Consider the following 25,503-nt stretch of genomic DNA (forward strand, 5'->3'; position numbering starts at 1 on the left):
ATCACTCATTTTGAATCTTAGCCTCATCATAAGCTATTTCTATGTGCTTGTGAAGTGAGTAATCACTCATTTTTGTAAAATAGCAAAGAGGCATCCCTAAGAATGCCCCTAAACCCTTGCTATGTCTCACTTCTTCGACTTTGTTTCCATCTTATGATCTACCCATTTCTCAATCGAGGGTGTTAATTGATCTTTGATCGAGATAACGAGCTTATCCTTGGAAATGCCTTTCGCTTGTGCGATTTCAGTGAGTGACTTGCCTTCATGCAGCTGTGTATGAAGCTCTGCTTTCGTCATGCCGAGCGACTTGGCAAGCTTCTCAGTATCTGGCTTCAAACCGAATTTGTGCTTGCCATGGCCGGGATGACCTGCCAGCAAGTTCTTCTCATTGAGAATGAACTTGAGGTGCTCGCTCAGCTTTTGTTTCATGTGTTCACCTTGGTCAGCGGTCAGCTTGCCGTCTTTCACAGCAGCATCAATCTTCGTCGTCCGCATCTGATGCAGCTTCGCAGTTAAATCTGCTTCGGAGACGCCTTTTTCTGCAGCAGCTTCAACAATGCTTTTTCCGCTCTTCAGCGATTTGAAAAGCACTTCTTTGTCAACGCCGATGACAGTGGCGGATTCTTCAATAATGGGCCATTTTCGCTTATGGTGTCCCCCAGCATCCATCTCATCTTGCTGCACTTGCAAAGTAGGCTGCAGATTCTCATCTGGATGCGCTGCGGCAGCGGCTAGGCTACCACTCCAAATACAAGTGAAGGCGATGGAGCTAACGAGCAGATGTCTGATTGTGGTCGATTTCATCAAATCGGGCCTCCTTTCCTATTTATGGGAAGTACAGACATAGTCTGTGCAGGAGTGCCTCATTTTAATTGAAAATAACCTTAATGTAACATAAATTTTTGCTGAAAATTAAGCGGAGGGTGTGTTCACGGCAAGGTTGTATAGTGGAAGCAGCTTCTGAAACGTTTCTTCGATGAGCAGCTCCAGCTTAGCACCATTAGCGAGAACAGGATCGGTATGGCTGATATTTCGGCCGATAAGCAGCTCCGCTTTCTTGACATCACGGAAACGAATCAACGATTCGTTCCAGCCGTTCACGTCAAGCTCTGCGACGGGGGTTGCATCCTTTTTCATATGATCAAAGGAAAGCAAGAAATCAGCGGGCACCTCCGCGCGAATTTGGTCAAGGTGGTTCATGTAGGTGGTCGCGATGTTGCTCTTATTCGGCAGTTCGTAGATGAGTGCCAGCCAGATAAAGACACGGTCATCGAAGAGGCCGACCTGGAAGTGAGGCACTTGCTTATAACCGCGTTTATGCGGACAAATGGCCATCCAGGTGTCAACAGGCGGGTTGATTTTGCGTCTCAAATGTTTGGCAATATGTAAGTACATCTCAGTGCCAGATTGCACGGACAGATCGGCAGCTAAGGTGTCGCCTAATGTTTTAAATTTTGGTTGAATGCGCTCGCGGATGGCGGCCATTCGTCGGTCTAATCCTTCAATATGGAACGTATCGAAATCATGTTGTGTAAATCCTGTAAAACTCATTGGAAAAGACCTCATTTCAAAATCCTATTTTTCAACTATTCTAATGTAAATTACACCATCTCGCAATGCATTGCGAGTTTCGTATGAACCAATAGAGGATAGGACTGATTTTGTCGGATAGGCAGGGAAATTCAGGAATTTGTCGAATAGTAAGGACGACGAGATGGAAGTGAACAGGAGGAGAAACGATGAAAAAAATGCCGAAATGGTCAAAAGTGGCAATATTCGGGGCCTTAATGGGGACGTGCTTTGGCGCAGGGGTGTATGCGCAGGATGTGCTGCAGCGTGTCGATGCGTATCTCCGAAGTGATTATAAGGTTGTCGTGAATGGACAGGCAATTCAGCTAACGAATCCACCATTGATATATAATAATTCCAGCTATTTACCTGTGAAGGAATTGGCGGGTTACCTCGGCGCAACGGTCAATTGGACCGAAAGCACGAAAACGATATATGTGAATGCTCGTGTGAATCCGAATCAACCAACGGAAGGGAATCAAACGAACTACTCTGAAATCGTTTTACAGTACCCGTATGCGCAATTTATGGACTATCGCGGTGCCACGTATCCTGTTCTCGTCAATATGGCAGATCAGACGTATTATCGTTTAGTGGATGTTCAGCGGATGGGAATTCGTACGGATGGTCTGCGGAAAGCGAAGGAGAAGTATACGGAGGAGCTGTATGTCAGCGAGGCAGAATTAAGAAATGTGTGGGGAAACGAGCCCCCGCAAATGTCATATTCGAATTATGAGCCGCTCGTCGTAACCGGAGAGAAGGACCCTGCTAAATTGAAAGCATTGAAAAGCTTTGTGGATCAATTCCGGTATTTGAAAATAAATGATATCGTCATCATGTCCAATCCAATCATTCTAGATAAATTGACGGAAGAAAATACGTACAGCTACTTGTTGACTGATAACGGTCATTACTACCGAACAACGATCAAGTTAACGCCAATCACCAATGCCAATTCTACTCTGGATTATTCGGTAGGGAGTTCTTCGAAAGTCGATATTCAGTCTGGGAAATGAGGAATTATAGTTCTGCACCGTACCTTCGCTCAGGAATAGTTCCTGGGCGATTTTTTCTTTTGTAATTATGTTAAAATGAGGACATGGACAAGGAATGGAGTGAGGTTAACGATGACAGCGAACGATGTCGCGGAATGGATGTTGCAGGAATTGAAAGCCGCAGGAATCCTGCATCAGAAAGAGGCCGTAGACTATATTATTAAACATTTCGGGGAATCCTTTATTTACGTGAATGAGAATGGCAATCAAGCCATTTCCAAGGAAGTAAAGAAAATTTTTAAGAAATTGCATGGTGGAAGAGCCGCGTGGGAACGCGACGGATTCTTCTGGGGCTGGCATTAAGCCAGCATACGATCTCGATAAACGCTGCCGTCCAAGTTGGGCGGTGCAGTCGTTTAATTTGGACGTTTTCTCATAAAAAAATATCCATAATCCAAGTTGCTAAAACATAGAATTCATAATAAGATAACAGTAACAACACAAGTTGTCTGAATATTTAAACAAATGGTTCTGTGCCATTATGGAGGGGATTGCCGTGAGTAAGAGTCATGAAGTCGAATATTGCAACCTAGAGTTACGATTTGATCGCCGGCTAATCCGGAACTTCATTAAAGCACTCATTCAAGAAGGTTATTCTCTGTATTGGAACGAAAGTGAGCTGCAATTCATCATTTCCATACGGACGGGACGTAAGCTGATCAAGCTGAAATTCGAACGTATAGGAGAGAAGTACAAAATCGTTGGCAATTATTCGTTTAAAGACGAGAAGCTCGCTGAAATGATGGAGAAGCTGATCGGAGATACGCGCGGTCATGCGGTGGTGAAAAGATTTAAGGATCGGCAAATTCTCATTGAGAATATTATGTTCGGTGAAATTATCCGAATGGTCGAAATTAGCGGAATCGAACATAAGGTGCTGTATCAGAAGGAGCCTGCTGTGACCGTAGAAGAAGTCATGCAAGCACTAAGATCGAAGCGGACAGATGAGCGTATCCCTATTTTACGAATGGAATTGGATTATGAGCTTGCGACGTTGCAAGATGCGCTGGCTGCAGGTGATGTGAAGGCTGCTATGGAAAGTAAGGTTAAATTGATTGAACTGAGACAAGAAATGTTGCTATTGGAGATGTGAGAATGAATAGTTTGCTGGAATAGAAGAGAGCCTGTATGCATGTATACGGGACTCTCTTTTATGTGTTTTTAGGGCTTAGAATCAAGTCCTGTGTATTCAAAATGGTTTGTTTATAATTATTTCATAAAAGTTAAAGCGCTTAAACTTTTGTTCAAAAGCAGGAGATGAATCCATGAAAGTAAGTATATTTGATGTTGCGAAGAAGAGCGGACTCTCCGTTGTTACCGTCTCGCGAGTCATTAATCAAGCGGTGAGTCTGCTTCTTTTATCATTGTGGATAACTTTACAGATGGCTATGAAGCGACGAAGCATTTGATTGAGCTTGGTCATACGGAGATCGCTCATATCCGGGGTCCAGAGCCATTCTTGCGTAGTAAAGAACGGGAACTTGGCTATATTCATGCAATGAAAGATGCGGGCTTGCACGATGTATGGATTCAAGCCAGCGACTTTAGCATTTTTCTGCTGGATATACATCGATTCCGATTGGAAAGTTGACGCACAAGCTCCCTGAAAGGGGAGTTTTTTTCATTGTAAAAATGTTATTGTTAACGTGTGCATGATTGTGATATGCTTCTTCTAGAGGTGATGGAATGAGTGTAACAATTAAAGATATTGCGAAGCTGGCAGGCGTGTCCCACACGACCGTCTCTAGAGCGCTGAACAACAGTCCACTCATTCAAGAGGAGACGAAGGAGCGCATTCGCATCATCGCCGAGCAGCTCGATTATACGCCGAATTACAATGCGAAAAGCCTGGTTCTCGATCGGTCGTATAACTTGGGTCTCTTCTTTACCACACTAAGCAAGGGAACGTCTGCCGGTTTCTTCTACGAGGCGATTCGTGGCGTCAATTCCGTCATTCAAGATCGTTATCAATTGATCGTTAAAGGGATTGATGATTATACCAGCTTCCATACCATTACGAAGAAAAGCTTCGACGGTATTATCATCGTTAGTCAAAGTGATGACGATTCAGCGATCATTGAGCATATTGTCAAGAAAGAGATACCGCTTGTTGTGCTTAACCGGCCTGTCGATACTGAAGGCGTACTCAATGTGCTTTCGGATGAAGAGCAAGGTGCTTTTCTCGCGGGTGCTTATCTCGTCGAACAAGGTCACTCCAGGATCGCATTGATTGAAGGACGCAAAGGGTTCAAGTCCGCACAGAATCGGAAAGAGGGCTTCGAACGAGCCATGGCGCACTACGGGATTACCGTCCCCGCGATGTATCGCTTGCCAGGGATGTATGATCTGGAAAGCGGCCGCAAGGCGATGCAGCAATTTCTGAGCTTGGACGCGAAACCGACGGCTGTATTTTGCTGTAATGATGAAATGGCGCTCGGTGCGATCAAAGCGGTATTTGAGGCGGGGCTGCAAGTACCAGACGATATTTCGGTAGTTGGCTTTGATGATACGGTTTTTGCAGCGTATGTTACGCCAGCGCTTACGACGGTCCGACGACCGATTGAACAAATTAGTACAGAAGGCGCTTTGCGTCTCCTAGGCAATATAGAGAACAAATTTCATGAAACCGAGCAGGTGCTTTTGCGAACGGAATTGATTATTCGTGAATCGGTCAAAGCCCTGCATACCTAATGAGAGGAAGAAGACAATGAGCGTTTTACGTGAACTGTTAAAAGATATTCCAATCCCGCAAATGGTCAAAATTCGCCAGAAATTTGACCGTACCATCCTGAGCAATCCGGAGCAGGAGCTCGCGGATAAATTAGAAAGCAGCGGCGTTATGGCCAGCATTTTACCTGGTCAGCAAGTCGCAGTAGCCGTTGGAAGCCGAGGCATTGCGAATATTGCAGGCTTCACGAAAACAACCTTGGATGCGATTAAAGCACGAGGGGCACACCCTTTCATCGTTCCTTGCATGGGGAGTCATGGCGGTGCTACAGCAGAAGGCCAAACAGAAGTGTTGCTGCATTTCGGCATCACAGAGGAATCCATGGGCGCGCCGATCCGTTCCTCGATGGAAGTTGTGCAAATCGACCAATTGCCCAACGGGTTGCCTGTGTATGTAGACCGCATCGCTTCCGAAGCGGATGCCATTGTGGTGATTAACCGCGTCAAGCCGCATACCGCGTTCCGCGGTCGTATCGAGAGCGGCATCATGAAGATGATCGCGATCGGCCTTGGTAAGCAAAAAGGGGCGGAAGCCTGTCACCAATTGGGCTTTAAATACATGGCTGAGAATGTCCCAGCCATGGCCAATCTTATGATCCAGAAGCTGCCGATCGTGTTTGGTGTAGCTCTCGTAGAGAATGCCTATGATGAGACATGCCAGGTGGAAGTGCTGCCTGCAGCGGAAATCGAAGCTCGGGAGGAGCTTTTGCTAGTTGAAGCGAAGTCACGTTTGCCGAAAATTTTATTCGATGAAATCGATGTGCTTGTCATTGATTACATCGGTAAAAACATCAGCGGCGACGGCATGGACCCGAACGTGACGGGCCGCTATCCGACGCCTTACGCGCACGGGGGACCTGAGGTGGCGAAAATGGTTGTCCTCGACCTTACACCGGAGACGAAGGGGAATGCCAACGGCGTTGGTACGGCTGATTTCACAACACAGCGCCTTGTGGATAAAACGAATCTGGAATTCACCTATGCCAATGGGTTAACTTCCACCGTATGTGCCCCTACGAAAATTGCGACAACACTTGAGAATGACTACTACGCGATTAAAGCAGCAGTCAAAACATGTAATATTCTTGACTACACCACATGTAAGTTGGTTCGCATTCAAGATACCTTACACCTCGGTGAGATCGAAATCTCGGTGAACTTACTGGAAGCTGCTCGTCAGCATCCTGATATCGAGATCTTATCCGAGCCTTACGATCTTACATTCGATGAAGAAGGGAATCTTAGCCAATGACGCCAAGTCAGAAGCCTTACATCATCGCAGCCGATATCGGTACGACAAGTATGAAGACGCTTGTCATCGATCGCGACGGCCGTGTACTTGCATCGCATTCGATTGAATATCCCTTATTTACACCTGCCGCAGATAGGGCCGAGCAAGATCCAGATCAAATCTTCCAAGCTGTCGTACAGGGGGTTGGCGCAGTTGTACGTAAACTAAGCGTCACACCTGAGCAGGTGCTTTGCGTATCATTTAGTTCAGCCATGCACAGCTTAATCGCGGTGAATGAGCACATGGAGCCACTGACAGCTTGTATCACTTGGGCTGACAACCGCAGTGCGAAATATGCGGATGAGCTGAAGCGAAGCGGTTTAGGCCAGCAAATTTATGCTCGAACAGGTACGCCAATTCATCCGATGTCACCGCTCTTGAAACTGAAATGGTTTGCAGAGCATGAACCTGCGCTCGTACAACAAACACATAAATTTATTGGCATCAAAGAGTATGTTTTCGCAAAATTGTTCGGTCAATATCTCATTGACTTCTCACTGGCGAGTGCGACTGGCTTGTTCAATTTGGAACAACTGGATTGGGACCAAGGCGCACTGGATTATGCCCGAGTGACACCGAATCAGTTATCGACACTCGTTCCAACGACGCATCGCGTCCAAGGGCTTTCTACCGCAGATGCCGCTGCCATGGGCTTGTCCACAGATACGCCGTTTATCGTTGGCGCATCGGATGGTGTCCTTGCCAACCTCGGCGTTGGCGCCTTCGAGCCCGGCGTTGTTGCGGTCACGATTGGCACAAGCGGAGCAGTCCGCAGTGTTGTGACGAAGCCGCAAACCGACCCGGACGGGAAATTGTTCTGCTACGCGCTCACTGAAAATTTCTGGGTCGTGGGCGGACCGATTAACAACGGAGGTATCGTGTTCCGTTGGGTGCGAGATCATATCGCTGCTGCCGAAGCAGAAGAAGCTCGTCTCAAGGGCATGGATCCCTATGATCACTTGACGGCACTTGCTTCTGAAGTAAGCGCTGGCTCTGACGGGCTGCTGTTCTTGCCGCTGCTCTCGGGTGAACGCGCTCCTTACTGGAACGCGAATGCACGCGGCGTGTACTTCGGCTTATCCCTTAGCCATCAAAAGAAGCACATGATTCGCGCAGCATTGGAAGGCGTTATGTTTTCCATTCAAGCTGTCGCTGCGTCTTTGGAGCAAATGATGGGACCTGCCAAAGTGATCCGTGCCTCAGGCGGCTTCGCAAGATCCGAGTTCTGGCGCCAAATGATGACGGATATGCTGGGCACAGCCGTTACCGTTCCTGACTCGATCGAGAGTTCCGGAATCGGGGCTGCTTTACTAGGTTTACTCGCAATGGGAGAGATCGAAGATTTATCACATGCGCACCAATGGATCCAAGTTGGCAAGGCTCACGAGGTGAACCAAAACGATTATCGCGTCTATCAACAATTGACATCTATTTATACAAGCGTATATCATCAGTTAAAAGATCAATTCGACGCGATCACCGCTTTTCAAGGTGGGCACCTACGGAGTCCTCAATCATAAGTAGGCTTTAGGCAATATAATTATTTGCTAAGCACACAACAATCGAGAGGATGACGACAAATGAACTTATTCGATCTTACAGGGAAAACAGCTGTCATTATTGGAGGAAACAGCACACTTGGCGGCTCTATGGCGCTTGCGTTGGCTGGACATGGTGCGAAGGTAGCGATCGTTGGCCGCAACCAAGAGAAGAGTGACCAAGTTCGTGAGAGTATTGAAGACATTGGCGGCGAGGCACAGACTTTTCAAGCGGATGCGACGAAACGCGAGGATATTGAGCAAGTTCTGAAGGAAGTCCTTGCATGGTCAGGCAGAGCGGACATCTTGATGAACTGCCCAGGCAAAAATAGTGCTACACCTTTCTTTGACATTTCCATGGAAGAATGGGATTCTATTATGGAGGTCAATTTGAAAAGTGTCGTGTTAGCTTGTCAAGTGTTCGGGAAATACATGGTTGAACGCGGGGAAGGCGGAAGCATTATTAATATTTCATCCGTATCCTCGGATCCACCGCTTTCTCGTGTATTCACTTACTCCGCTTCGAAAGCAGCTGTTAATAATATTACGCAGAATCTAGCTCGTGAGTTTGCTCCAAGTCGAGTTCGCGTGAACGCGATTATTCCTGGATTTTTCCCAGCGGAGCAGAACCGTAAGATTTTGTCGCCAGAACGAGTTGAATCCATCATGCGACACACGCCGATGAATCGATTTGGTGAAGCCTCAGAGCTTCAAGGTGCTGCGGTATATTTAGCTTCTGAGAAAGCATCGAGCTTCGTTACAGGAACAGTGCTCCGAGTGGACGGCGGTTTTGGCGCGATGACGATTTAAACATTTATATCGGAAGGGTGTATGAGAGACATGTCTAAGCAACAAATTGGTGTAGTGGGTCTAGCGGTAATGGGGAAAAACTTGGCGTTAAACATTGAGAGCAGAGGCTTTACAGTGTCGGTATTCAACCGTTCTGCTGAGAAAACAAAAGAGCTTCTTCAAGAAGCGCCAGGTAAACAACTTGTTGGTACATACAGTGTGGAAGAATTCGTGCAATCACTTGAAGTGCCGCGCAAAATTTTGATCATGGTCAAAGCAGGCGGACCAACTGACGATACAATTAACCAATTGCTTCCGCACTTGGATAAAGGCGATATTTTGATCGATGGCGGAAATGCATTCTTCCCTGACACGCAACGCCGCAACAAAGAGCTCGAAGCTCACGGTATCCGTTTCGTTGGAACAGGTGTATCCGGCGGTGAAGAAGGCGCGTTGAAAGGTCCTGCTATTATGCCAGGCGGTCAAGAAGACGCATATAAATTGGTTGAACCAATTCTTACAGCGATTTCTGCCAAAGTTGGCGAAGATGCTTGCTGTACGTATATCGGACCTGACGGTGCAGGTCACTATGTGAAAATGGTCCACAACGGCATCGAGTACGGCGATATGCAGTTGATTTGTGAAGCTTACCAATTGCTGAAAGACGTGCTGAATGTAAGCACAGAAGAATTGCATGAGATTTTCACGGAGTGGAATAACGGGGAGCTGGACAGCTACCTGATCGAAATTACACGTGATATTTTCACGAAATACGATGGGGAAACGGGCAAGCCGATGGTTGATGTGATCCTGGATTCCGCTGGGCAAAAGGGTACAGGAAAATGGACCAGTCAAAGTGCCCTGGACCTAGGCGTACCGCTATCTATTATTACAGAGTCTGTTTTTGCTCGCTTTATTTCCGCAATGAAAGAAGAGCGCGTTGCAGCTAGCAAAGTGCTGAAAGGACCTTCTGCTCCAGCGTTTACTGGCGATCGCAAAGCGTTCATTGAAGCCGTTCGTCAAGCGCTTTACGCAAGTAAAATTTGTTCCTACGCACAAGGTTTTGCTCAAATGAGAGCAGCATCAGAAGAATATAAATGGGATCTTAAATATGGCAGCATCGCCATGATCTTCCGTGGCGGTTGTATCATTCGCGCTCGCTTCCTTCAAAATATTAAGGATGCCTACGACCGCAATCCTGAGTTGAAAAACTTGCTGCTTGATTCCTACTTCACAGGAGTTGTTGAGAACTATCAACAATCCTGGAGAACAGTAATCGCAGAAGCGGTAACTCGCGGTATTGCTGTTCCATCCTTCGCTTCCGCCCTTGCTTATTACGATAGCTACCGCACAGAAAGATTGCCAGCTAACTTGTTGCAAGCACAACGTGACTACTTCGGTGCGCACACGTTCCAACGTGTTGATAAAGAAGGTTCCTTCCACTACAACTGGATGGGTAACGAGTAGGGCAGGCGTCAAGCCTCTTCCTGCAGGCCATATGCGGCCTCTCGAAGCCATGTCTTCAAGCGGTCTGCTTCTTGGTCAAACCCGTTGCGACGGTGGATGAGCATGAGGGAGACCTCAGCAAAATAACGGAAATTTCGCATTAATCGTGGTTGACTAAGACCTTGCATCATCGGGTCTTCTTCAGCCACTTTTTTCTTAATAAACTCCAGAATCCAAACGACATCTTCCTTGCATAGCGAATAACTCGGGTGAAGCAGCTGCTCCAATTTGCGTTGCGTGCGGTTCGTGAAAGATACAGTTTGGTTCATCACAGTTTGGTTCAAAGCTCCATCTCTCCTTGTCGGCATGGTTTCTCTAAAAATATAGGACTTTATAAGTAAGTTTCACTTGCTAAATTGTCTTATATTTCTGGATAAACGCTCCCGTCCTGCATTTGACAATTCTCCTATGCTTCGCAAAGGTGAATTGCAATAGAGGACGGAGTAGTCGTTTATTACGAATCTTAACTGTTTGGACTGAAATTTATTCACACTACTATATGATTTTGTATGGAATTGTATTCATGCCCAAAGGACTATGGTATGATGTTGGGAATGTTTGTAGGACTTACTTTTTGAGAAAAGGGGATTCATGTGAGAGTAGACAATCTTGTACTCGTAGGTTTCATGGGGACTGGGAAGTCCACTGTGGGCAAAAGACTGGCAGAGCGCTTAGAGTGGAAATTCAGAGACTCCGACGCCGTGCTTGAGAATGATGCGAAAACGAGTATTTCGGAGTTGTTTCGGATGAAAGGCGAGGATTATTTCCGCGCATTGGAGACCAAGACGATTGCCCGCATTATGACAGGCAGACATCAAGTTGTCGCTACAGGCGGTGGTGCGGTTCTAGCGGAAGCGAATCGGACATCCATGATGGACAATGGCTTAGTCATTGCGTTGCAAGCCACAGCACAGACGATTATTGAGCGTGTGAAAAAGGATACGAACCGACCGCTTCTCCAAGGTAATCTCGAGGAACGCGTTCATACTTTAATAGAGCAGCGGAAGACAGCGTATGATTTCGCTCATATTAAGATCGACACAACCTCGATGTCAGAGGATGAGATCGTGGAAAGCATCCTGCTTCAAGCAGGCCTAGCGTAGAAGGGAGAGACAAGCTAGTTAGCTTCGTCTTCCCATGCTAGCATCCCGCCTGTCATGTTTTTGAGACCTTTGAATCCATTAGCTTCCAAATACCCTAGTGCGCGGCTGCTGCGGTTTCCGCTGCGGCAAACGAGGATGACTTCATCATGCTTAGGGATTTCACTTAGTCGCTCAGGGATTTGCCCTAGCGGGATGTGAATAGCGCCTGTAATCATGCCTTCTGCGACTTCTTCATCTTCACGCACATCGACAATTGTTAACTTTTCGCCTTGGGCCAGTCTCGCTTTAATCTCAGTTGGTAGGATGGTTTCCATTTCGTGACCTCCATTTGTTGGTTAGAGGAGCAACCCCTCTTAATCATGATAAAAATATCCGGTCGTGATGTCAAACTTGTCCAAACTTGTACAACTTTAGTCTCGTAATCGACGCTCTCAGCAGGTTTTCAAGATAGATTTCGTATGGTACACTGTCAATAAATCTTTGGATCGTTCTTATTTACATAATTATTTGTTGCGAAGGAGTTATCAACCGACATGAAAGCCATCGTTCAACCTACCTCCCATTTACAAGGGGAAATTAATGCGTTATCCTCCAAAAACTATACGACACGTTACTTGCTAATCGGTGCTCTTGCGAATGGAACAAGCACGATCTATTACCCTGCGCATAGTGAAGATAGTGATGCAATGAGACGTTGTGTTCGCGATTTAGGCGCGATTATAGAAGAAGACGATGAGAAAATTGTGATTACAGGTTTCGGTAAAAATCCTAAGCATGTCAATGAATTGAATGTTGGCAATGCAGGTGCAGTGCTGCGTTTTCTGATGTCAACAGCTGCATTTTGTCCAGACGTCACATTTGTTAATACATATCCAGAATCCTTAGGTAAACGTCCTCATGATGATTTGATTGATACGTTGCAGCAAATGGGTGTGGAAGTTCAACATAATAACGGACGTTTGCCCATTACGATAAAAGGCGGACAACCTCGCGGCGGCAAACTTACGGTTTCAGGTAATGTCAGCTCCCAATTCTTGAGCTCCTTGCTATTTATGACACCTTTACTGGAAGAAGACAGTGAAATCGAAGTTCTTCATGATTTGAAATCCAAAATTATCGTGGGTCAAACGTTGGAAGTACTTGCGCAAGCAGGAATTGTTGTTCACGCGAGTGAAGACCTTATGCACTATCGTATTCCTGGCGGACAATCTTACCAAGCCAAAGAATATGTTATCCAAGGCGACTATCCAGGTTCGGCTGCTATTCTTGCAGCAGCTGCGGTGACGAACTCCGATGTTCGCGTACTGCGTCTTGAAGAGAACAGCAAGCAGGGAGAGAAGGCGTGTGTTGATGTTCTACGTGCAATGGGTGTTAATCTAACACACGACAATGGCGTAGTTCATGTTCGCGGTAATCAACGTCTTGTAGCAGGTGAATTTGACGGGGATCACTTTACAGATGCCGTTCTTGCAATGGTTGCAGCAGCGGTATTCGCGGAAGGTACTTCCCGCTTCTATAATGTTGAGAATCTGCGGTATAAAGAGTGTGATCGCATCACAGATTATTTGAATGAGCTTCGCAAAGCAGGTGCGGACGTGGAGGAACGTCAAAGTGAGATCATCGTTCACGGGAAACCTGAGGGTGTAGAAGGCGGCGTTGAAATAAACGCCCATTTTGATCACCGTGTCATTATGGCGCTGACGGTTGTTGGTCTACGCTCCAAGCAAGGATTAACGATTCGAGATGCCCATCATGTGGCCAAGTCATATCCGCAATATTTCGACCATTTACGTTCGATTGGCGCGCAGGTTGAGCTTGTGAGCGAGTCCTAAATCTCAATTACAACGAATGGGTGAGTCAGCATGAGGATTATTTGGCAAGGATTAAAGGTGACATTTGGATTGTTTCTCGTTGCGGGGCTCACGTTCGCAAGCAGTGTTTTTGCTGTCTTGCTTTATGCCAAAGCAACGGGAAAAGAGCCTGCCTTCTTCGCATCCAATCCAGTAGTCCTTGCTGCTGATCAACCTGTGGCAACGACGAAGGCGACTGTGAAACCAACACCAGCGCCTGCAACACCACAGATTAAGAAGTCAGCGATGCTGGATGTGCCTCTGATTGAACAGTTGCCTGAATTGCCTGCTGGCTGTGAGATCACAAGCTTAACGATGCTCTTGCAGTATTATGGCGTCAATAAATCAAAGATGGAGCTTGTGGCTGAAATGCCGCGAGATAACACGCCTGCGTCGTTGAATGCAGACGGTTCGATCGGGTATTGGGGAAATCCGAACACTGGTTTCGTTGGCGATGTGACACGCAAGCTAAGAGGATTCGGCATTTATCACGCAGGTTTATTCCCACTTCTTAAGCAATATGTTCCTACGGCTTTAGATCTGACGGGTAAAAGCTTTGAGTTGTACGAGAAGCAAATTGCAAACGGCATTCCTGTCATTGTTTGGACAACAATTGATTATAATAAACCGTATAAATGGGTAACCTGGGATACGCCGATTGGACCGATTCAGACGACTTATTCCGAGCACGCAGTCGTGCTTGTTGGCTATGATGAATCTAATGTGTATCTCAATGATCCTTTGAGTGGTACCAAGCAAGTGAAAGTGAGTAAAGCCCAATTTCTTGACAGTTGGTCAGAGATGGGGAAACAAGGCCTAACCTATATGAACAAATAGGAGAGCGATGAATATGACATTTCAGAATCCATCCAGGGAAGAAATCAAAGCGTTGCTAGCGCATTCAGGAAATATTGCTGTCGTCGGTTTATCAGACAAACCAGATCGCACGTCCTACATGGTTTCGGCAGCCATGCAAAGCCGAGGCTACCGAATTATCCCTGTTAATCCGAATGCAGATAAAATTCTCGGTGAGACTTGCTACGCTTCCTTATCAGATATTCCTGAACCTGTCGATATCGTCAATGTGTTTCGTCGGGCAGATCAAACTGTGCCAGTAGCGGAAGAAGCCGTTAAAATCGGGGCGAAAGTATTCTGGTTGCAGCTTGATATCTTGAACGAAGAAGCAGGGCGCATTGCCAGTGATGGGGGTTTGACTGTAATTATGGATCGGTGTATTAAGGTCGAAGACGCCATTTTGAATCCACGGAACAACTAGGTTGTACCTAATGAAGAAAACCGCTATTTGTTCGCTGATGAGGGCGACGAATAGCGGTTTTTGTATAGAATAAAGCTGATTTTGTTTTGACAAAAGGGCAAACAAGCTTTACGATTTGATAAGAGAATCTTATGATGAAGAGAATGAGACTCTTGAACTCGCTAAGGAGGTAGCATCCGTTTGAACTGGATGGGGAACTTACAACAGCTTGGCCGCTCATTAATGCTGCCTACCATTGCGCTACCTATTGCTGCTGTGCTGCTTCGTCTCGGTGACTTGCCTTGGGATGTCATTCATGCTTCTGGCTTTGGGGACATGCTATTGCTGGCTGGGAATACCATATTTGATTATTTACCTATCATTTTTGCCGTTGGTGTGGCATTGGGGCTAACAGAGAGTGCTGGCATCGCTGGATTATCGGCCATGTTGGGCTATTTTATGTTTACTCGACTGATCGAGCATGGAATAGGCCCGCAATTTCAACTAGGGGTTTCTGGCGGTATTCTGATCGGCTTGCTAGCTGCCATCATTTATCATCGCTGTAAAGAGATTAAGCTACCCGAATACATACAATTTTTCGGTGGACCGCGCATGGTTCCGCTGGTGATGGGGCTTTCAACGCTCATTGTTTCATATGTCATGATTGCAATTGGCCCCACGTTAGAGACGCTGATGAGCAAGATATCCAGCGGATTGCTTGGACTAGGCGGTTTCGGTGCATTCATCTATGGTATAGCTCATCGTTTGCTTGTACCATCGGGCCTACATCATATCCTGAACAACTTCTTTTGGTTTCAAGTCGGCGAATACCAATCACCTTCAGGCGATCAAGTGTATGGTGATCTGCCGCGCTACTTTGCGGGTGATCCCACTGCTGGCATGTATATGGCAGGCTTGTATCCCATCATGATGTTTGCTCTGCCTGCCATCGCTTTTGCGATCATTGGCGAAGCGAGGGAAGATTTAAAGCCGAAGATTAAGGCCACTTTCCTGACAGCGGCATTGGCATCTTTTTTAACAGGTGTTACAGAGCCGATCGAATTTGCTTTTCTTTTCGTAGCTCCGTATCTGTTTGTGATACATGCCATCCTGTCAGGTGCTGCGATGTGGATCGCTTATGAGTTGAATATCCACCATGGCTTCTCATACTCAGCGGGCGCGATCGATTACATCATCAACTTACACTTATCCCATAACGGTTTCTTGTTAATTCCGATTGGGTTGGTTTATGGACTACTGTATTATTTTCTATTTCGTTGGGCGATCCAGAAGTTCCAAATCCCTACACCAGGCAGGGAGGAAGGCTCTTCGTTGGAAGAGTGGGCGGGAGATATTCCGTATCGTTCCCCATTAATTTTGCAGGCACTTGGCGGCAAAGACAATATTAAGAAGATTGAAGCCTGCATTACCCGATTGCGACTTACGCTTGTTAATGATCGTTTGATGGACATCACGGCATTACGACACTTAGGAGCAGCAGGCGTCATACGTCTTGGAGGAGGCAATGTTCAAGTCGTGTTTGGAACATTTTCAGAGCTAATTCGCGAAGAGATTATGAAAGTTTTACGTAAAGATATTCATGTTGTGCTATTTACTTCACCGATGCAGGGCCGCATGATTCCGATCGAGGAAGTGCCTGATCGCATTTTTGCCTCCCGCTTAGTCGGGAATGGGGTTGCGTTTATTCCTGAAAAAGGAGAACTCGTTTCGCCTGTGGCAGGTAAAATCATGCACATTTATCCAACCATGCATGCGTTAGGGATTTTGACCGATGAAGGGCTTGAGGTACTGCTGCACATTGGTATCGATACGTCCAGTCTACCTGGGAAATGTTTCAATGCGGTAGTGAAGGAAGGCGATCGCGTGGAAGCAGGTCAGCTGCTCGTGAAATTTAATTATAACAAAGTGAAGAAATTCGCTTCTTCCTTGGCGACGCCGATGATTATTACGAATCCAGACATTGTGAAGTCATGGAGCTTTGCGCCATTTAAGCCTGTGAAGAAAGGTCAAGGCTCTGTTATGTCCGTAGTGCTGAAACCAACTAAATCCGAAGGGGGGACGAACGGATGATTAGAGGCGTAGGCGCATCATCAGGGATTGCGATGGGGAAAGCATTTGTCATTCCAACATGGGAGTGGGACTTTCCAGAGAAAATGATCGATGTCACCGATTTAGCGTATGAATTCGAGCGTTTATATGATGGCATCCGGTCTTCCAAGGATGAGTTGGAGCTCATCAAGCAAGAGATCAAAGAGGTTGTTGGGCAGGAGCAAGCGTATATTTTTGACGCGCATTTGGCTATTCTGGAAGATCCCATTTTCATGAATGAGATCCAAGGCATTATTGAATTGCAGTACAAAGCTGCTGAGGTTGCGGTTAAGGAAGTCATTGATAAATTCGTCGGGATGTTTAATCTAATCGATGATGAATACATGAAGGAAAGAGCGCTGGACATCAAAGATGTCGGCAATCGACTCCTCAAGCATCTATTAGGGGATACGAACACGACAGTGCCGCCCGTTGACCATCCATACATCCTTGTTGCCAAAGAACTGACGCCTTCACAGCTCGCCCATTTGGACCCATCGAACGTGTTGGGGCTGCTGACCATCTTAGGAGGTACGCATTCCCATGTATCGATCATGGCTAGGGCTATGTCCGTTCCTTATGTGTTAGGGCTGGAAGGCAAGCTGCTTCGACCTATTCAAAATGGCGATTTCCTCATTATCGATGGTCAAGAAGGCACGTTGTATATTAATCCGGATAAAATCACGATCGAACGCTACCAAGCACGTAAACAAAATTGGCTGGAATTCAAAGAAAGCTTGCAAGAGATTGCGGATGTTGCACCGTTGACCTTGGATAAGAGCTTGGTGAATTTGCATGCGAATATTAACTCTGTGATGGAAATTGATCAAGTGCTGCGCAATGGTGCCTCAGGCGTAGGCTTGTTCCGCACGGAATACGTATATATGGATCGCGATTCCTTGCCCAGCGAGGAGGAACAATTCGAGGTGTATCGCCACGCCGCGATTCAGCTCAAAGGTCGTCCAATCATCATTCGTACGCTTGATATTGGAGGCGACAAGAAGCTTGATTATATGCCGCTGGCCAAAGAAGATAATCCATTCTTAGGTTATAGAGCGATACGGATCTCGCTTGATCGTACGGATTTATTCATGACTCAGCTAAGAGCTATTCTAAGAGCAAGTCATTATGGCAATGTGAAAATTATGTATCCGATGATTACCTCATTGGGTGAAGTCCGTCGTGCTAAAGAGCTGCTTGAGAAAGCGAAAATGGATTTAAGCGCGCTTGGTATTCCGTTTAACGCCAATATTGAGGTGGGGCTTACCATTGAGGTACCAGCCGCGGCCATTATTGCGGACGTCCTTGCGAGGGAAGTGAATTTTATAAGTATTGGGACCAATGACCTTGTTCAGTATGTATTAGCAGTTGATCGCATGAATGAGAATATCGCGCACTTATATAATCCTTATCATCCAGCCGTTATTCGGCTGCTGAAGTCGGTTATTGATGCAGCGAAACGTGTAGGTATACCTGTAGGGGTATGTGGAGAGATGGCTGCCGATATTCGTGCACTTCCGATCTGGCTAGGTCTAGGTATAGAGGAGTTAAGCATTTCCGTTCAGACGCTGCTGCAAGTTAAACATCGCTTACTAAGCAGTGATTCTGCGGCATGCAAAGAGTTGGTGGACCGCATTTTACTGTGCGGCACAAGTGATGAAATCATTAACTTATTAGCGCAAACCGAACAAACTGAATCTATCATTGGAGGTAACTAGTATGGAATTAACAGGGCTTAAAGTGCTTGCTTTCGTTGATGAAGAATTTGAAGATTTGGAAATGTGGTATCCTGTGCTTCGCTTGCGTGAAGCGGGCGCCATTGTAGACATTGTAGGTCCAAAAGCCAAAACTGTTTACCACGGCAAATATGGGGTTCCCATTACAACAGATTTTGCTTTCGATGAAGTGAAATCGTCCGATTATATCGGTCTTTATGTTCCTGGCGGGTGGGCCCCTGACAAGCTTCGCCGTTATTCAGACGTGCTGCGTCTTACACAAGAGTTCCATGCGGATGTGAAGCCAATCGCGCAGATTTGCCATGCAGGGTGGGTTCTAATCTCGGCGAAAATCGTACAAGGCTACACGATGACTTCGACACCAGGCATTCGTGATGATCTTGAAAATGCGGGAGCTACTTGGCTGGATGAAGAAGTTGTCGTGGATCGAAATATCATTTCAGGGCGTCGACCGCCAGATCTTCCAGCGTTTTCCAAACGTTTTGTGGATGAACTTGTCACATTCAGCAAGGAAACAGGCAAAGTAACTCTTCCCTCCCAGAGGTGGCAAAAACTACTATGCTGAAAGCAGAAGGAAATCTGCCCCCATCGTAGAATATCATGTATACAGAAAAAGCAATGTACATGCCGCCTGCAAAGTAGAAGGAGTGTTAGAATGCAAAAGTATTGTAAGTGCGGACGCACGATGAACCTTCGTCTGCGTACGGTTATTTATCAGAGTAAAGTGGATATCGAGAATGTTCCAATCTACTCCTGTGAAGTTTGTGGACACAGTGAAGTTGTGCCGCATGTTAAGCCGGAGCTGACAGGGCTAATCGGTAGACTTGGGAGCAAGCCGGAGAAGCAGCAGTTCTTCTTCCATGAAGTGTCCGAAGTGGCCTTCTTGCTGCTGAAAGTAACAGAGAAAGAACGTATGAATGATTCGATGGAGAAAATTGTAGAGGAGCGAATTAATGAGCTATTGGACATCTTATTGCTAGCGCAATCGCTGGGAGATGAACCTTGGGCAGATGAAATTCGTAAGCGATTATCCCAAATCACACAAAGTGCAATTTCGACCTAACTTATATGCGCCAATCCGCATCTCAGGATTGGCCTTTATTGTTTTTGTGAAGTTTTGAAAACAAAATGAAAATAATTTTCAAAGCATTTTCATTTTGCATTGCAAGATGGATTAATTTGTCGTATCATAACGATAATATACTAGGTTCGCAGAATACTTGTGAAAATGGAGAGAGCAGCCGTGACCGTAACCATTTATGATGTAGCAAGAGAAGCAGGCGTATCCATGGCAACCGTTTCTCGGGTCGTTAATAACAACCCGAACGTGAAGCCGCAAACGCGTAAGAAAGTTTTTGAAGCGATCGAAAGACTAGGCTACCGCCCGAATGCAGTTGCAAGGGGCTTGGCTAGTAAAAAAACGACGACTGTCGGCGTAGTTATTCCCGATATTTCGAACTCCATTTTTGCTGAAGTTGCTCGTGGGATTGAAGACATTGCGAATATGTATCACTACAATATTATCCTGTGTAATGCCGATAAGAAGAAAGAAAAAGAAATTCGTGTTATTAATACGCTTCTTGAGAAGCAAGTGGACGGCTTGCTGTTCATGGGGGGCGTCGTGACGGAGGATCACATTCAAGCTTTCCGTACGTCATCGGTTCCAGTTGTCCTTTGCGGTACGAAAGATGAGAACCAAGCGATGCCGTCGGTGGATATCGATCATGAGAAAGCTGCTTTTGATGCGGTCAACGTGTTGATTGAAGCAGGACATCGTGACATTGCGATGATTTCTGGTACGCTGCAAGATCCAGCGAATGGCTTTGCGAGATATCAAGGCTACAAGCGTGCGCTTGAAACGGCGGGTATTCCAGTACGTGATGAATACGTGCGCATCGGAAATTACCGTTATGAGTCCAGTGTGGACGCGGTGAATTACTTCCTAGGGCTTTCACCAAGACCGACAGCCATTTTCTCGGCGACGGATGAAATGGCGATTGGTGCTATTCATACGATCCAAGATAATGGACTGCGCGTTCCTGAAGATGTTGCCGTCATTAGTGTAGATAACATCCGCATGGCGTCTATGGTTAGACCTACATTAACGACAGTGGCTCAACCGATGTATGATATCGGTGCTGTTTCGATGCGTTTGCTGACGAAGTTGATGAACAAAGAATCAACGGATAATATGCAAGTGATTTTACCGCACGAAATCATTAACCGTCATTCTGTTAAAGCTCAAGCGTAAGCAAAAAAATAAACCTCTAATCGTATGCTTCCCGAAGTGGAAGAGGCGGTAGAGGTTTTCTCATGTAGAAATGAAAGCGAGGATTAGACTTATGTCGTGGAACAAAATTGCTCTGATTGGGGCAATGAATGAAGAAATTGAGCTGCTTGTCGCCCACATGACCGATGTACGTGAAACCGTGAAAGCAGGTATTACGTTCCGTGAGGGAACTTATTTTGGTAAGGACGTTGTTGTATGCCGGACAGGTGTAGGTAAAGTAAATGCCGCGGTTACGACACAAATACTCATAGATCAATTCAAGGTTGAAGCGGTTATCTTTACAGGTGTGGCTGGGGCGCTGGCGCCTGAATTGAACATCGGTGATCTCGTTATTTCCACGGAATGCGTTCAGCACGATATGGATGTGACAGCACTGGGCTATGCAAAAGGTGTTATTCCTTACGAGGAGAACTCTGTTTTCGAAGCGGATCGCACGTTAGTTGAGCTGGCTGCTGTTGCAGGTGAGAAATTGTTCCCAGGGAAAGTGAAACAAGGGAGAGTTTTGTCTGGCGATCAATTCATCGCTAGCCGAGAGGTGGTAGCAGGCCTTCACCAAGAACTTAGCGGGGTTTGTGTGGAGATGGAAGGAGCCTCAGTCGCGCAGGTTTGCGGTATGAATGGAATTCCATACGTAGTCCTACGTTCGATGTCTGATAAAGCGGATGGCTCTGCGCATGTGAATTTCGCGGAGTTTACTGTTATCGCATCGGAGAATTCCTACAAGATGGTTGAAGAAATGATTAAACAGCTGTAATCCAACAATAAAGCTCAGCGTTGTTCGTCCGACGAATCGGTGAACCTCGCTGAGCTTTTTCTCATTTCAAATACAGCATCGCCAACTCTTTGGTATGGCGATTCTTCTCGGTAATGACGTCGCGCCTTGGAATCGGCGCCCAAGCCTCGACCGGGTCCATCCACGTCTCCACGAGCGGGACGGGGCTCTTGCTCTGCCAGGCGTCCAGCCACGCCTGGGGCAGCCTCAGCTGGGGCTCCGCCGCCAGCTGACCCAAGATCGCCTGCTCGCTCATCACGAGCCAGAGCAGGCTCCAAGCCCGTGGTACGACACGCCAGATGTCGTAACCGCCGCCTCCGAGCGCGACCCACCGCCCTTCGCACCATTGGTGCGCAAGGCTGTGGATGAGCTCGGGCATGGCCTTGTACACGCGCATAGAGCAGTGCACATGCGCGAGTGGGTCGAAGGCATGGGCATCGCACCCATGCTGCGAGATAATGACGTCTGGCTGGAAGCGGGCAATCAGCTCGGTGAGCACCTCGCCGAAGCATTCCAGCCAGGAGTCGTCTTCGGTGTAGGGCTCCACCGGAAGGTTCACGCTAGTTCCGAACGCATCGCCTTCGCCGCGTTCGTTCACGGCGCCTGTGCCGGGGAATAAATATTTCCCCGTCTCGTGAATGGAGAACGTGCCAACCCGCGGATCGGCATAGAAGCTCCACTGCACACCATCGCCATGATGGACATCCGTGTCGATGTACAGCACCTTCGCGCCGTATGCGGCTTTGGCATACGCGATGGCGGCGGAGGCGTCGTTGTAGACGCAGAAGCCTGCGCCTTTGCTCTGCAGGGCGTGATGCAGGCCTCCCCCTAAGTGGAGGGCGTGCGGCGCCTTGCCGGACATGACGAGCTCCGTCGCTGTGATGGAGCCTCCAGCTACCTTGGCTGTGATGTCGTGCATCCCCGGAAAGAAGGGGGTGTCGTCCGTGTCCAGGCCGAAGCGGGCGGCTTCGCGCACCCAACGTTCCTCAGGCGCCAAGGCGCTTAGTGCCTTAACCGCTTCAATATAGGCCGCGGAGTGGACGCGGAGCAGCTCTTCGTCGGTCGCGGAGCGAGAGGTCATCATGGCGCTGTCAGCAAGCGCGCCTGACTTGCGCAGCAGGTCTACCGTCATGATAAGTCGATCTTGGTTGAAGGGATGGGTATCATTGAATTTATATTGAATTTCTTGATCGTCATAAATAAACACAGGATACATTGACTTCGTATTCATTTCCAAATTCCCCCGAATTGGCTAACCATTTTTCAAATTTGAAGCAGGTAAGGCTTACTCCCCATGATCTTAATACATGAATCGCTGCTGGAAACGGACACGATCAAACTGCTCGATCGAAGAGATGGGAACCTGTTTGCCGATTCTCACCATCAGACAGTTCGCAGGATGCGAGCAAATCTCGGGATCATCTGTGGCGAACCAGACCATATCCACGCTTTTCATCAACTTTTCCATCATCTGACGATATTCCCAAACAGTTAATTTGCTGTTTTCCAGATCCCAATGCCAGTAATATTCCGTTGTGAAACAGATGACATTTTCCATTTGCTCGCTTTCAAAAGCGAGGCCAATCATTTTTTTGCCTAGACCCATAGATCTGTAATCATCTGCGACTTCAATCGCCCCGAGCTCTATTAAATCCTTCATATTTCCTTGAGACCAGCGCTCAATTTCGTCGGGATAATGAAAGGTGACATACCCGACGATCGTATCGCCGTCTCGAGCGAGAATAATGCGCCCCTCAGGCAATTCTGAAATTTCAATCAGTGCTTCCAACTGCTCTTTAGGGCGTCGGAACGCGTCAAGTTTACTGTGCATCGTGAGTTCCCGGAGCTGTTCAGCTGGGACAGGACCTTCGATGATGATGTTCGGCTGGTCATTTGCAGGACTTAGGAGCTGTGAGTGATAAATTTTGATATGCTGCATAACCTTAGCTCTCCTTTTAAAAAACAACATAATAAGCGTATCCTCTACTTGATGTCATAGTAACTATATACCAAAATTTTGACTCAAATCATAGTGAAACTTAAACGTAGGCGAAATTTTCTGATTATGCTATACTAGAATAGGTCAAAAATCGATCACATTTTGCTCGAATACATCAGTAAAATGAAGGCGAAATGAAAGCGGTTTATCTCGTGAGGAGGGTTTTACGTTTATGGATCCGATGAAAGATGAAATCATTAACTCAGTATCCCTTAATCCTAACATGGACAACTACGAACAAACACATGCGACATTTGATTGGACAGAGATCGAGAAAAGCTTTTCCTGGTACAAAACAGGCAAAGTGAATATGGCTTATGAAGCAATTGACCGCCATGCAGAAGGTGTTAAGAAGGACAAGATCGCGCTTTATTACAGCGATAGCACACGTGAGGAAGCGATTACTTTCGGTCAAATGAAAGAGCGTTCCAACCAATTTGGTAACGTGCTTCGCCGTCTTGGTGTAGGCAAAGGAGAGCGTGTATTCATTTTCATGCCTCGCACGCCAGAGTTGTATTACTCATTGCTGGGTACGCTCAAAGTCGGCGCTGTTGTAGGGCCGTTATTTGAAGCATTCATGGAAACAGCGGTCAAAGACCGTTTGGCTGATAGTGAAGCTGTTGCGATCATTACGACGCCTAGTCAGCTTTCACGCGTGCCTTATAGTGAATTGCCGCATTTGAAACATGTCATCCTCGTAGGCGAGAATATCGAGCTTGGCGAAGGTCAAGTAGATTACTATAAAGAAATGGCATCCGCATCAACGGAGTTAGAAATCGAATGGTTAGACCGTGAGGATGGCTTAATTATACATTATACCTCTGGATCAACAGGGAAACCAAAAGGCGTTTTCCATGTACAAAATGCAATGCTTCAGCACTACTACACGGGACAAATCGTGCTTGACTTGAAAGAAGACGACATTTACTGGTGTACAGCCGATCCAGGTTGGGTAACAGGAACTTCTTACGGGATTTTCGCGCCTTGGTTGAACGGGGCGACGAATGTCATCCGCGGCGGACGTTTCTCCCCGCAAGATTGGTACAACACGCTTCAGAAATATAAAGTAACAGTATGGTACAGTGCACCGACAGCGTTCCGTATGCTGATGGGAGCTGGCGACGATGTATCTGCAGGTTACGATTTGTCTGCACTTCGTCACGTATTGAGCGTAGGTGAGCCGCTTAACCCAGAAGTTGTTCGTTGGGGGATGAAAGTGTACAACCAACGCATCCATGATACTTGGTGGATGACGGAAACGGGTGGACAGTTGATTTGTAACTATCCTGCGATGGCTATTAAACCAGGTTCCATGGGTCGTCCGATTCCAGGTGTTGAAGCAGCCATTATTGACGATGCGGGCAACGTGTTGCCTCCGAATCGTATGGGGAATTTGGCCATCAAAACACCTTGGCCGTCCATGATGCGCAAAATTTGGAATAATCCTGCGAAATACGAAGAGTATTTCCGTTTGTCAGGCTGGTATGTATCTGGAGATTCCGCTTACCAGGACGAAGATGGTTATTTCTGGTTCCAAGGCCGTGTGGATGACGTGATTAACACAGCAGGTGAGCGCGTAGGTCCTTTTGAGGTCGAGAGCAAGCTTGTTGAGCATCCAGCTGTAGCGGAAGCAGGCGTAATTGGTAAGCCGGATCCGATGCGTGGAGAAATCATTAAAGCGTTTATCGCGTTGCGTGAAGGCTTCGTACCTTCGGATGAGCTGAAAGCGGAGATTTCCAAGTTTGTGAAAGAAGGTCTTTCCGCGCACGCTGCACCGCGCGAGATCGAATTTAAAGATAAGCTGCCGAAGACACGCAGTGGTAAGATTATGCGCCGCGTTCTGAAAGCGTGGGAGCTTAACTTGCCGACAGGCGATTTATCGACAATCGAAGACTAAGTAAAAAAGCTCCATTT

The 25,503-nt window shown here is 46.8% G+C and carries 27 protein-coding genes; 21 read left to right on the plus strand and 6 right to left on the minus strand.

Annotated features, from left to right (window positions below; all coding sequences use genetic code 11):
* Positions 1-126: 126 nt before the first annotated feature.
* Complete coding sequence (locus tag MJB10_RS10625) at positions 127-804, minus strand: hypothetical protein (protein ID WP_314804605.1); 678 nt, start codon at positions 802-804, stop codon at positions 127-129.
* A 108-nt stretch (positions 805-912) separates the two neighbouring features.
* Positions 913-1,551, minus strand: a complete 639-nt coding sequence (locus tag MJB10_RS10630; RefSeq protein ID WP_314804608.1) for a YktB family protein — start codon at positions 1,549-1,551, stop codon at positions 913-915.
* 188 nt (positions 1,552-1,739) lie between these two features.
* Here MJB10_RS10630 and MJB10_RS10635 point away from each other — a divergent pair, with 188 nt between their 5' ends.
* From MJB10_RS10635 to gndA, 10 genes are all read left to right on the plus strand, one after another.
* Positions 1,740-2,585, plus strand: a complete 846-nt coding sequence (locus tag MJB10_RS10635) for a stalk domain-containing protein (protein ID WP_314804610.1) — start codon at positions 1,740-1,742, stop codon at positions 2,583-2,585.
* A 111-nt stretch (positions 2,586-2,696) separates the two neighbouring features.
* Positions 2,697-2,927: a DUF6953 family protein gene (locus MJB10_RS10640; protein ID WP_314804613.1), complete on the plus strand. Its 231-nt coding sequence runs from the start codon at positions 2,697-2,699 to the stop codon at positions 2,925-2,927.
* Positions 2,928-3,120: 193 nt separating this feature from the next.
* Positions 3,121-3,717, plus strand: coding sequence for a hypothetical protein (locus tag MJB10_RS10645; protein ID WP_314804615.1), 597 nt, complete (start codon positions 3,121-3,123; stop codon positions 3,715-3,717).
* 172 nt (positions 3,718-3,889) lie between these two features.
* A complete protein-coding gene (locus MJB10_RS26705; protein ID WP_397386594.1) occupies positions 3,890-4,033 on the plus strand; it encodes a LacI family DNA-binding transcriptional regulator in 144 nt (47 codons plus the stop codon).
* Positions 3,991-4,215 (plus strand): type 1 periplasmic-binding domain-containing protein, encoded by a 225-nt coding sequence (locus tag MJB10_RS10650; RefSeq protein ID WP_314804617.1) that lies wholly within the window; start codon positions 3,991-3,993, stop codon positions 4,213-4,215. Before MJB10_RS26705 ends, MJB10_RS10650 begins: the two co-directional genes overlap by 43 nt.
* A gap of 95 nt (positions 4,216-4,310) precedes the next feature.
* Positions 4,311-5,315: a LacI family DNA-binding transcriptional regulator gene (locus MJB10_RS10655; protein WP_314804619.1), complete on the plus strand. Its 1,005-nt coding sequence runs from the start codon at positions 4,311-4,313 to the stop codon at positions 5,313-5,315.
* Between the two features lie 16 nt (positions 5,316-5,331).
* Positions 5,332-6,603, plus strand: a complete 1,272-nt coding sequence (locus tag MJB10_RS10660) for a nickel pincer cofactor-dependent isomerase, group 22 (protein WP_314804621.1) — start codon at positions 5,332-5,334, stop codon at positions 6,601-6,603.
* Entirely contained in the window at positions 6,600-8,162 is a 1,563-nt protein-coding gene (gntK, locus tag MJB10_RS10665; protein WP_314804623.1) for a gluconokinase, read from the plus strand. Before MJB10_RS10660 ends, gntK begins: the two co-directional genes overlap by 4 nt.
* 60 nt (positions 8,163-8,222) lie before the next feature.
* Complete coding sequence (locus tag MJB10_RS10670) at positions 8,223-8,990, plus strand: SDR family oxidoreductase (protein WP_314804625.1); 768 nt, start codon at positions 8,223-8,225, stop codon at positions 8,988-8,990.
* Between the two features lie 30 nt (positions 8,991-9,020).
* Entirely contained in the window at positions 9,021-10,436 is a 1,416-nt protein-coding gene (gene gndA, locus MJB10_RS10675) for an NADP-dependent phosphogluconate dehydrogenase (protein ID WP_314804626.1), read from the plus strand.
* Between the two features lie 8 nt (positions 10,437-10,444).
* On the opposite strand, the gene MJB10_RS10680 is transcribed toward gndA, so the two are convergent.
* A complete protein-coding gene (locus MJB10_RS10680; protein ID WP_314804628.1) occupies positions 10,445-10,744 on the minus strand; it encodes a hypothetical protein in 300 nt (99 codons plus the stop codon).
* A gap of 324 nt (positions 10,745-11,068) precedes the next feature.
* On the opposite strand from MJB10_RS10680, the gene MJB10_RS10685 reads away from it, so the two are divergent.
* Positions 11,069-11,578 carry a shikimate kinase gene (locus MJB10_RS10685; RefSeq protein ID WP_314804631.1) on the plus strand — a complete coding sequence of 170 codons (510 nt, stop codon included), beginning with the start codon at positions 11,069-11,071 and terminating at the stop codon, positions 11,576-11,578.
* A 14-nt stretch (positions 11,579-11,592) separates the two neighbouring features.
* Here the strand turns inward: MJB10_RS10685 and MJB10_RS10690 are convergent, their stop codons facing one another.
* A complete protein-coding gene (locus MJB10_RS10690) occupies positions 11,593-11,892 on the minus strand; it encodes a rhodanese-like domain-containing protein (RefSeq protein ID WP_314804633.1) in 300 nt (99 codons plus the stop codon).
* Positions 11,893-12,111: 219 nt separating this feature from the next.
* Between MJB10_RS10690 and aroA the strand changes: the two genes are divergently transcribed.
* From aroA to MJB10_RS10735, 9 genes are all read left to right on the plus strand, one after another.
* Positions 12,112-13,410: a 3-phosphoshikimate 1-carboxyvinyltransferase gene (aroA, locus tag MJB10_RS10695; RefSeq protein ID WP_314804634.1), complete on the plus strand. Its 1,299-nt coding sequence runs from the start codon at positions 12,112-12,114 to the stop codon at positions 13,408-13,410.
* 30 nt (positions 13,411-13,440) lie between these two features.
* Positions 13,441-14,265 (plus strand): C39 family peptidase, encoded by an 825-nt coding sequence (locus MJB10_RS10700; RefSeq protein ID WP_314804636.1) that lies wholly within the window; start codon positions 13,441-13,443, stop codon positions 14,263-14,265.
* Positions 14,266-14,278: 13 nt separating this feature from the next.
* Complete coding sequence (locus MJB10_RS10705; protein WP_314804638.1) at positions 14,279-14,704, plus strand: CoA-binding protein; 426 nt, start codon at positions 14,279-14,281, stop codon at positions 14,702-14,704.
* A gap of 180 nt (positions 14,705-14,884) precedes the next feature.
* Entirely contained in the window at positions 14,885-16,774 is a 1,890-nt protein-coding gene (locus tag MJB10_RS10710; RefSeq protein ID WP_314804640.1) for a glucose PTS transporter subunit IIA, read from the plus strand.
* Complete coding sequence (gene ptsP, locus MJB10_RS10715; protein ID WP_314804641.1) at positions 16,771-18,510, plus strand: phosphoenolpyruvate--protein phosphotransferase; 1,740 nt, start codon at positions 16,771-16,773, stop codon at positions 18,508-18,510. The genes MJB10_RS10710 and ptsP overlap by 4 nt, the downstream gene beginning before the upstream one ends.
* 1 nt (position 18,511) lies before the next feature.
* Positions 18,512-19,093 (plus strand): type 1 glutamine amidotransferase domain-containing protein, encoded by a 582-nt coding sequence (locus MJB10_RS10720; protein WP_314804643.1) that lies wholly within the window; start codon positions 18,512-18,514, stop codon positions 19,091-19,093.
* Between the two features lie 90 nt (positions 19,094-19,183).
* Positions 19,184-19,591 carry a hypothetical protein gene (locus MJB10_RS10725; protein WP_314804645.1) on the plus strand — a complete coding sequence of 136 codons (408 nt, stop codon included), beginning with the start codon at positions 19,184-19,186 and terminating at the stop codon, positions 19,589-19,591.
* A gap of 180 nt (positions 19,592-19,771) precedes the next feature.
* Complete coding sequence (gene ccpA, locus MJB10_RS10730; protein WP_314804646.1) at positions 19,772-20,779, plus strand: catabolite control protein A; 1,008 nt, start codon at positions 19,772-19,774, stop codon at positions 20,777-20,779.
* 91 nt (positions 20,780-20,870) lie between these two features.
* Entirely contained in the window at positions 20,871-21,572 is a 702-nt protein-coding gene (locus tag MJB10_RS10735; RefSeq protein WP_314804648.1) for a 5'-methylthioadenosine/adenosylhomocysteine nucleosidase, read from the plus strand.
* Positions 21,573-21,633: 61 nt separating this feature from the next.
* Here the strand turns inward: MJB10_RS10735 and MJB10_RS10740 are convergent, their stop codons facing one another.
* Positions 21,634-22,821: an acetoin utilization protein AcuC gene (locus MJB10_RS10740; RefSeq protein ID WP_314804650.1), complete on the minus strand. Its 1,188-nt coding sequence runs from the start codon at positions 22,819-22,821 to the stop codon at positions 21,634-21,636.
* Positions 22,822-22,890: 69 nt separating this feature from the next.
* Positions 22,891-23,529, minus strand: a complete 639-nt coding sequence (locus tag MJB10_RS10745) for a GNAT family N-acetyltransferase (RefSeq protein ID WP_314804652.1) — start codon at positions 23,527-23,529, stop codon at positions 22,891-22,893.
* Between the two features lie 232 nt (positions 23,530-23,761).
* Between MJB10_RS10745 and acsA the strand changes: the two genes are divergently transcribed.
* On the plus strand, positions 23,762-25,486 hold the full coding sequence (gene acsA, locus MJB10_RS10750) for an acetate--CoA ligase (RefSeq protein ID WP_314804654.1): 1,725 nt from the start codon (positions 23,762-23,764) through the stop codon (positions 25,484-25,486).
* The last annotated feature ends 17 nt before the right edge of the window (positions 25,487-25,503 follow it).

The sequence above is a fragment of the Paenibacillus sp. MBLB1832 genome (assembly GCF_032271945.1).
In the GTDB taxonomy this organism is placed as follows: domain Bacteria; phylum Bacillota; class Bacilli; order Paenibacillales; family NBRC-103111; genus Paenibacillus_E; species Paenibacillus_E roseopurpureus.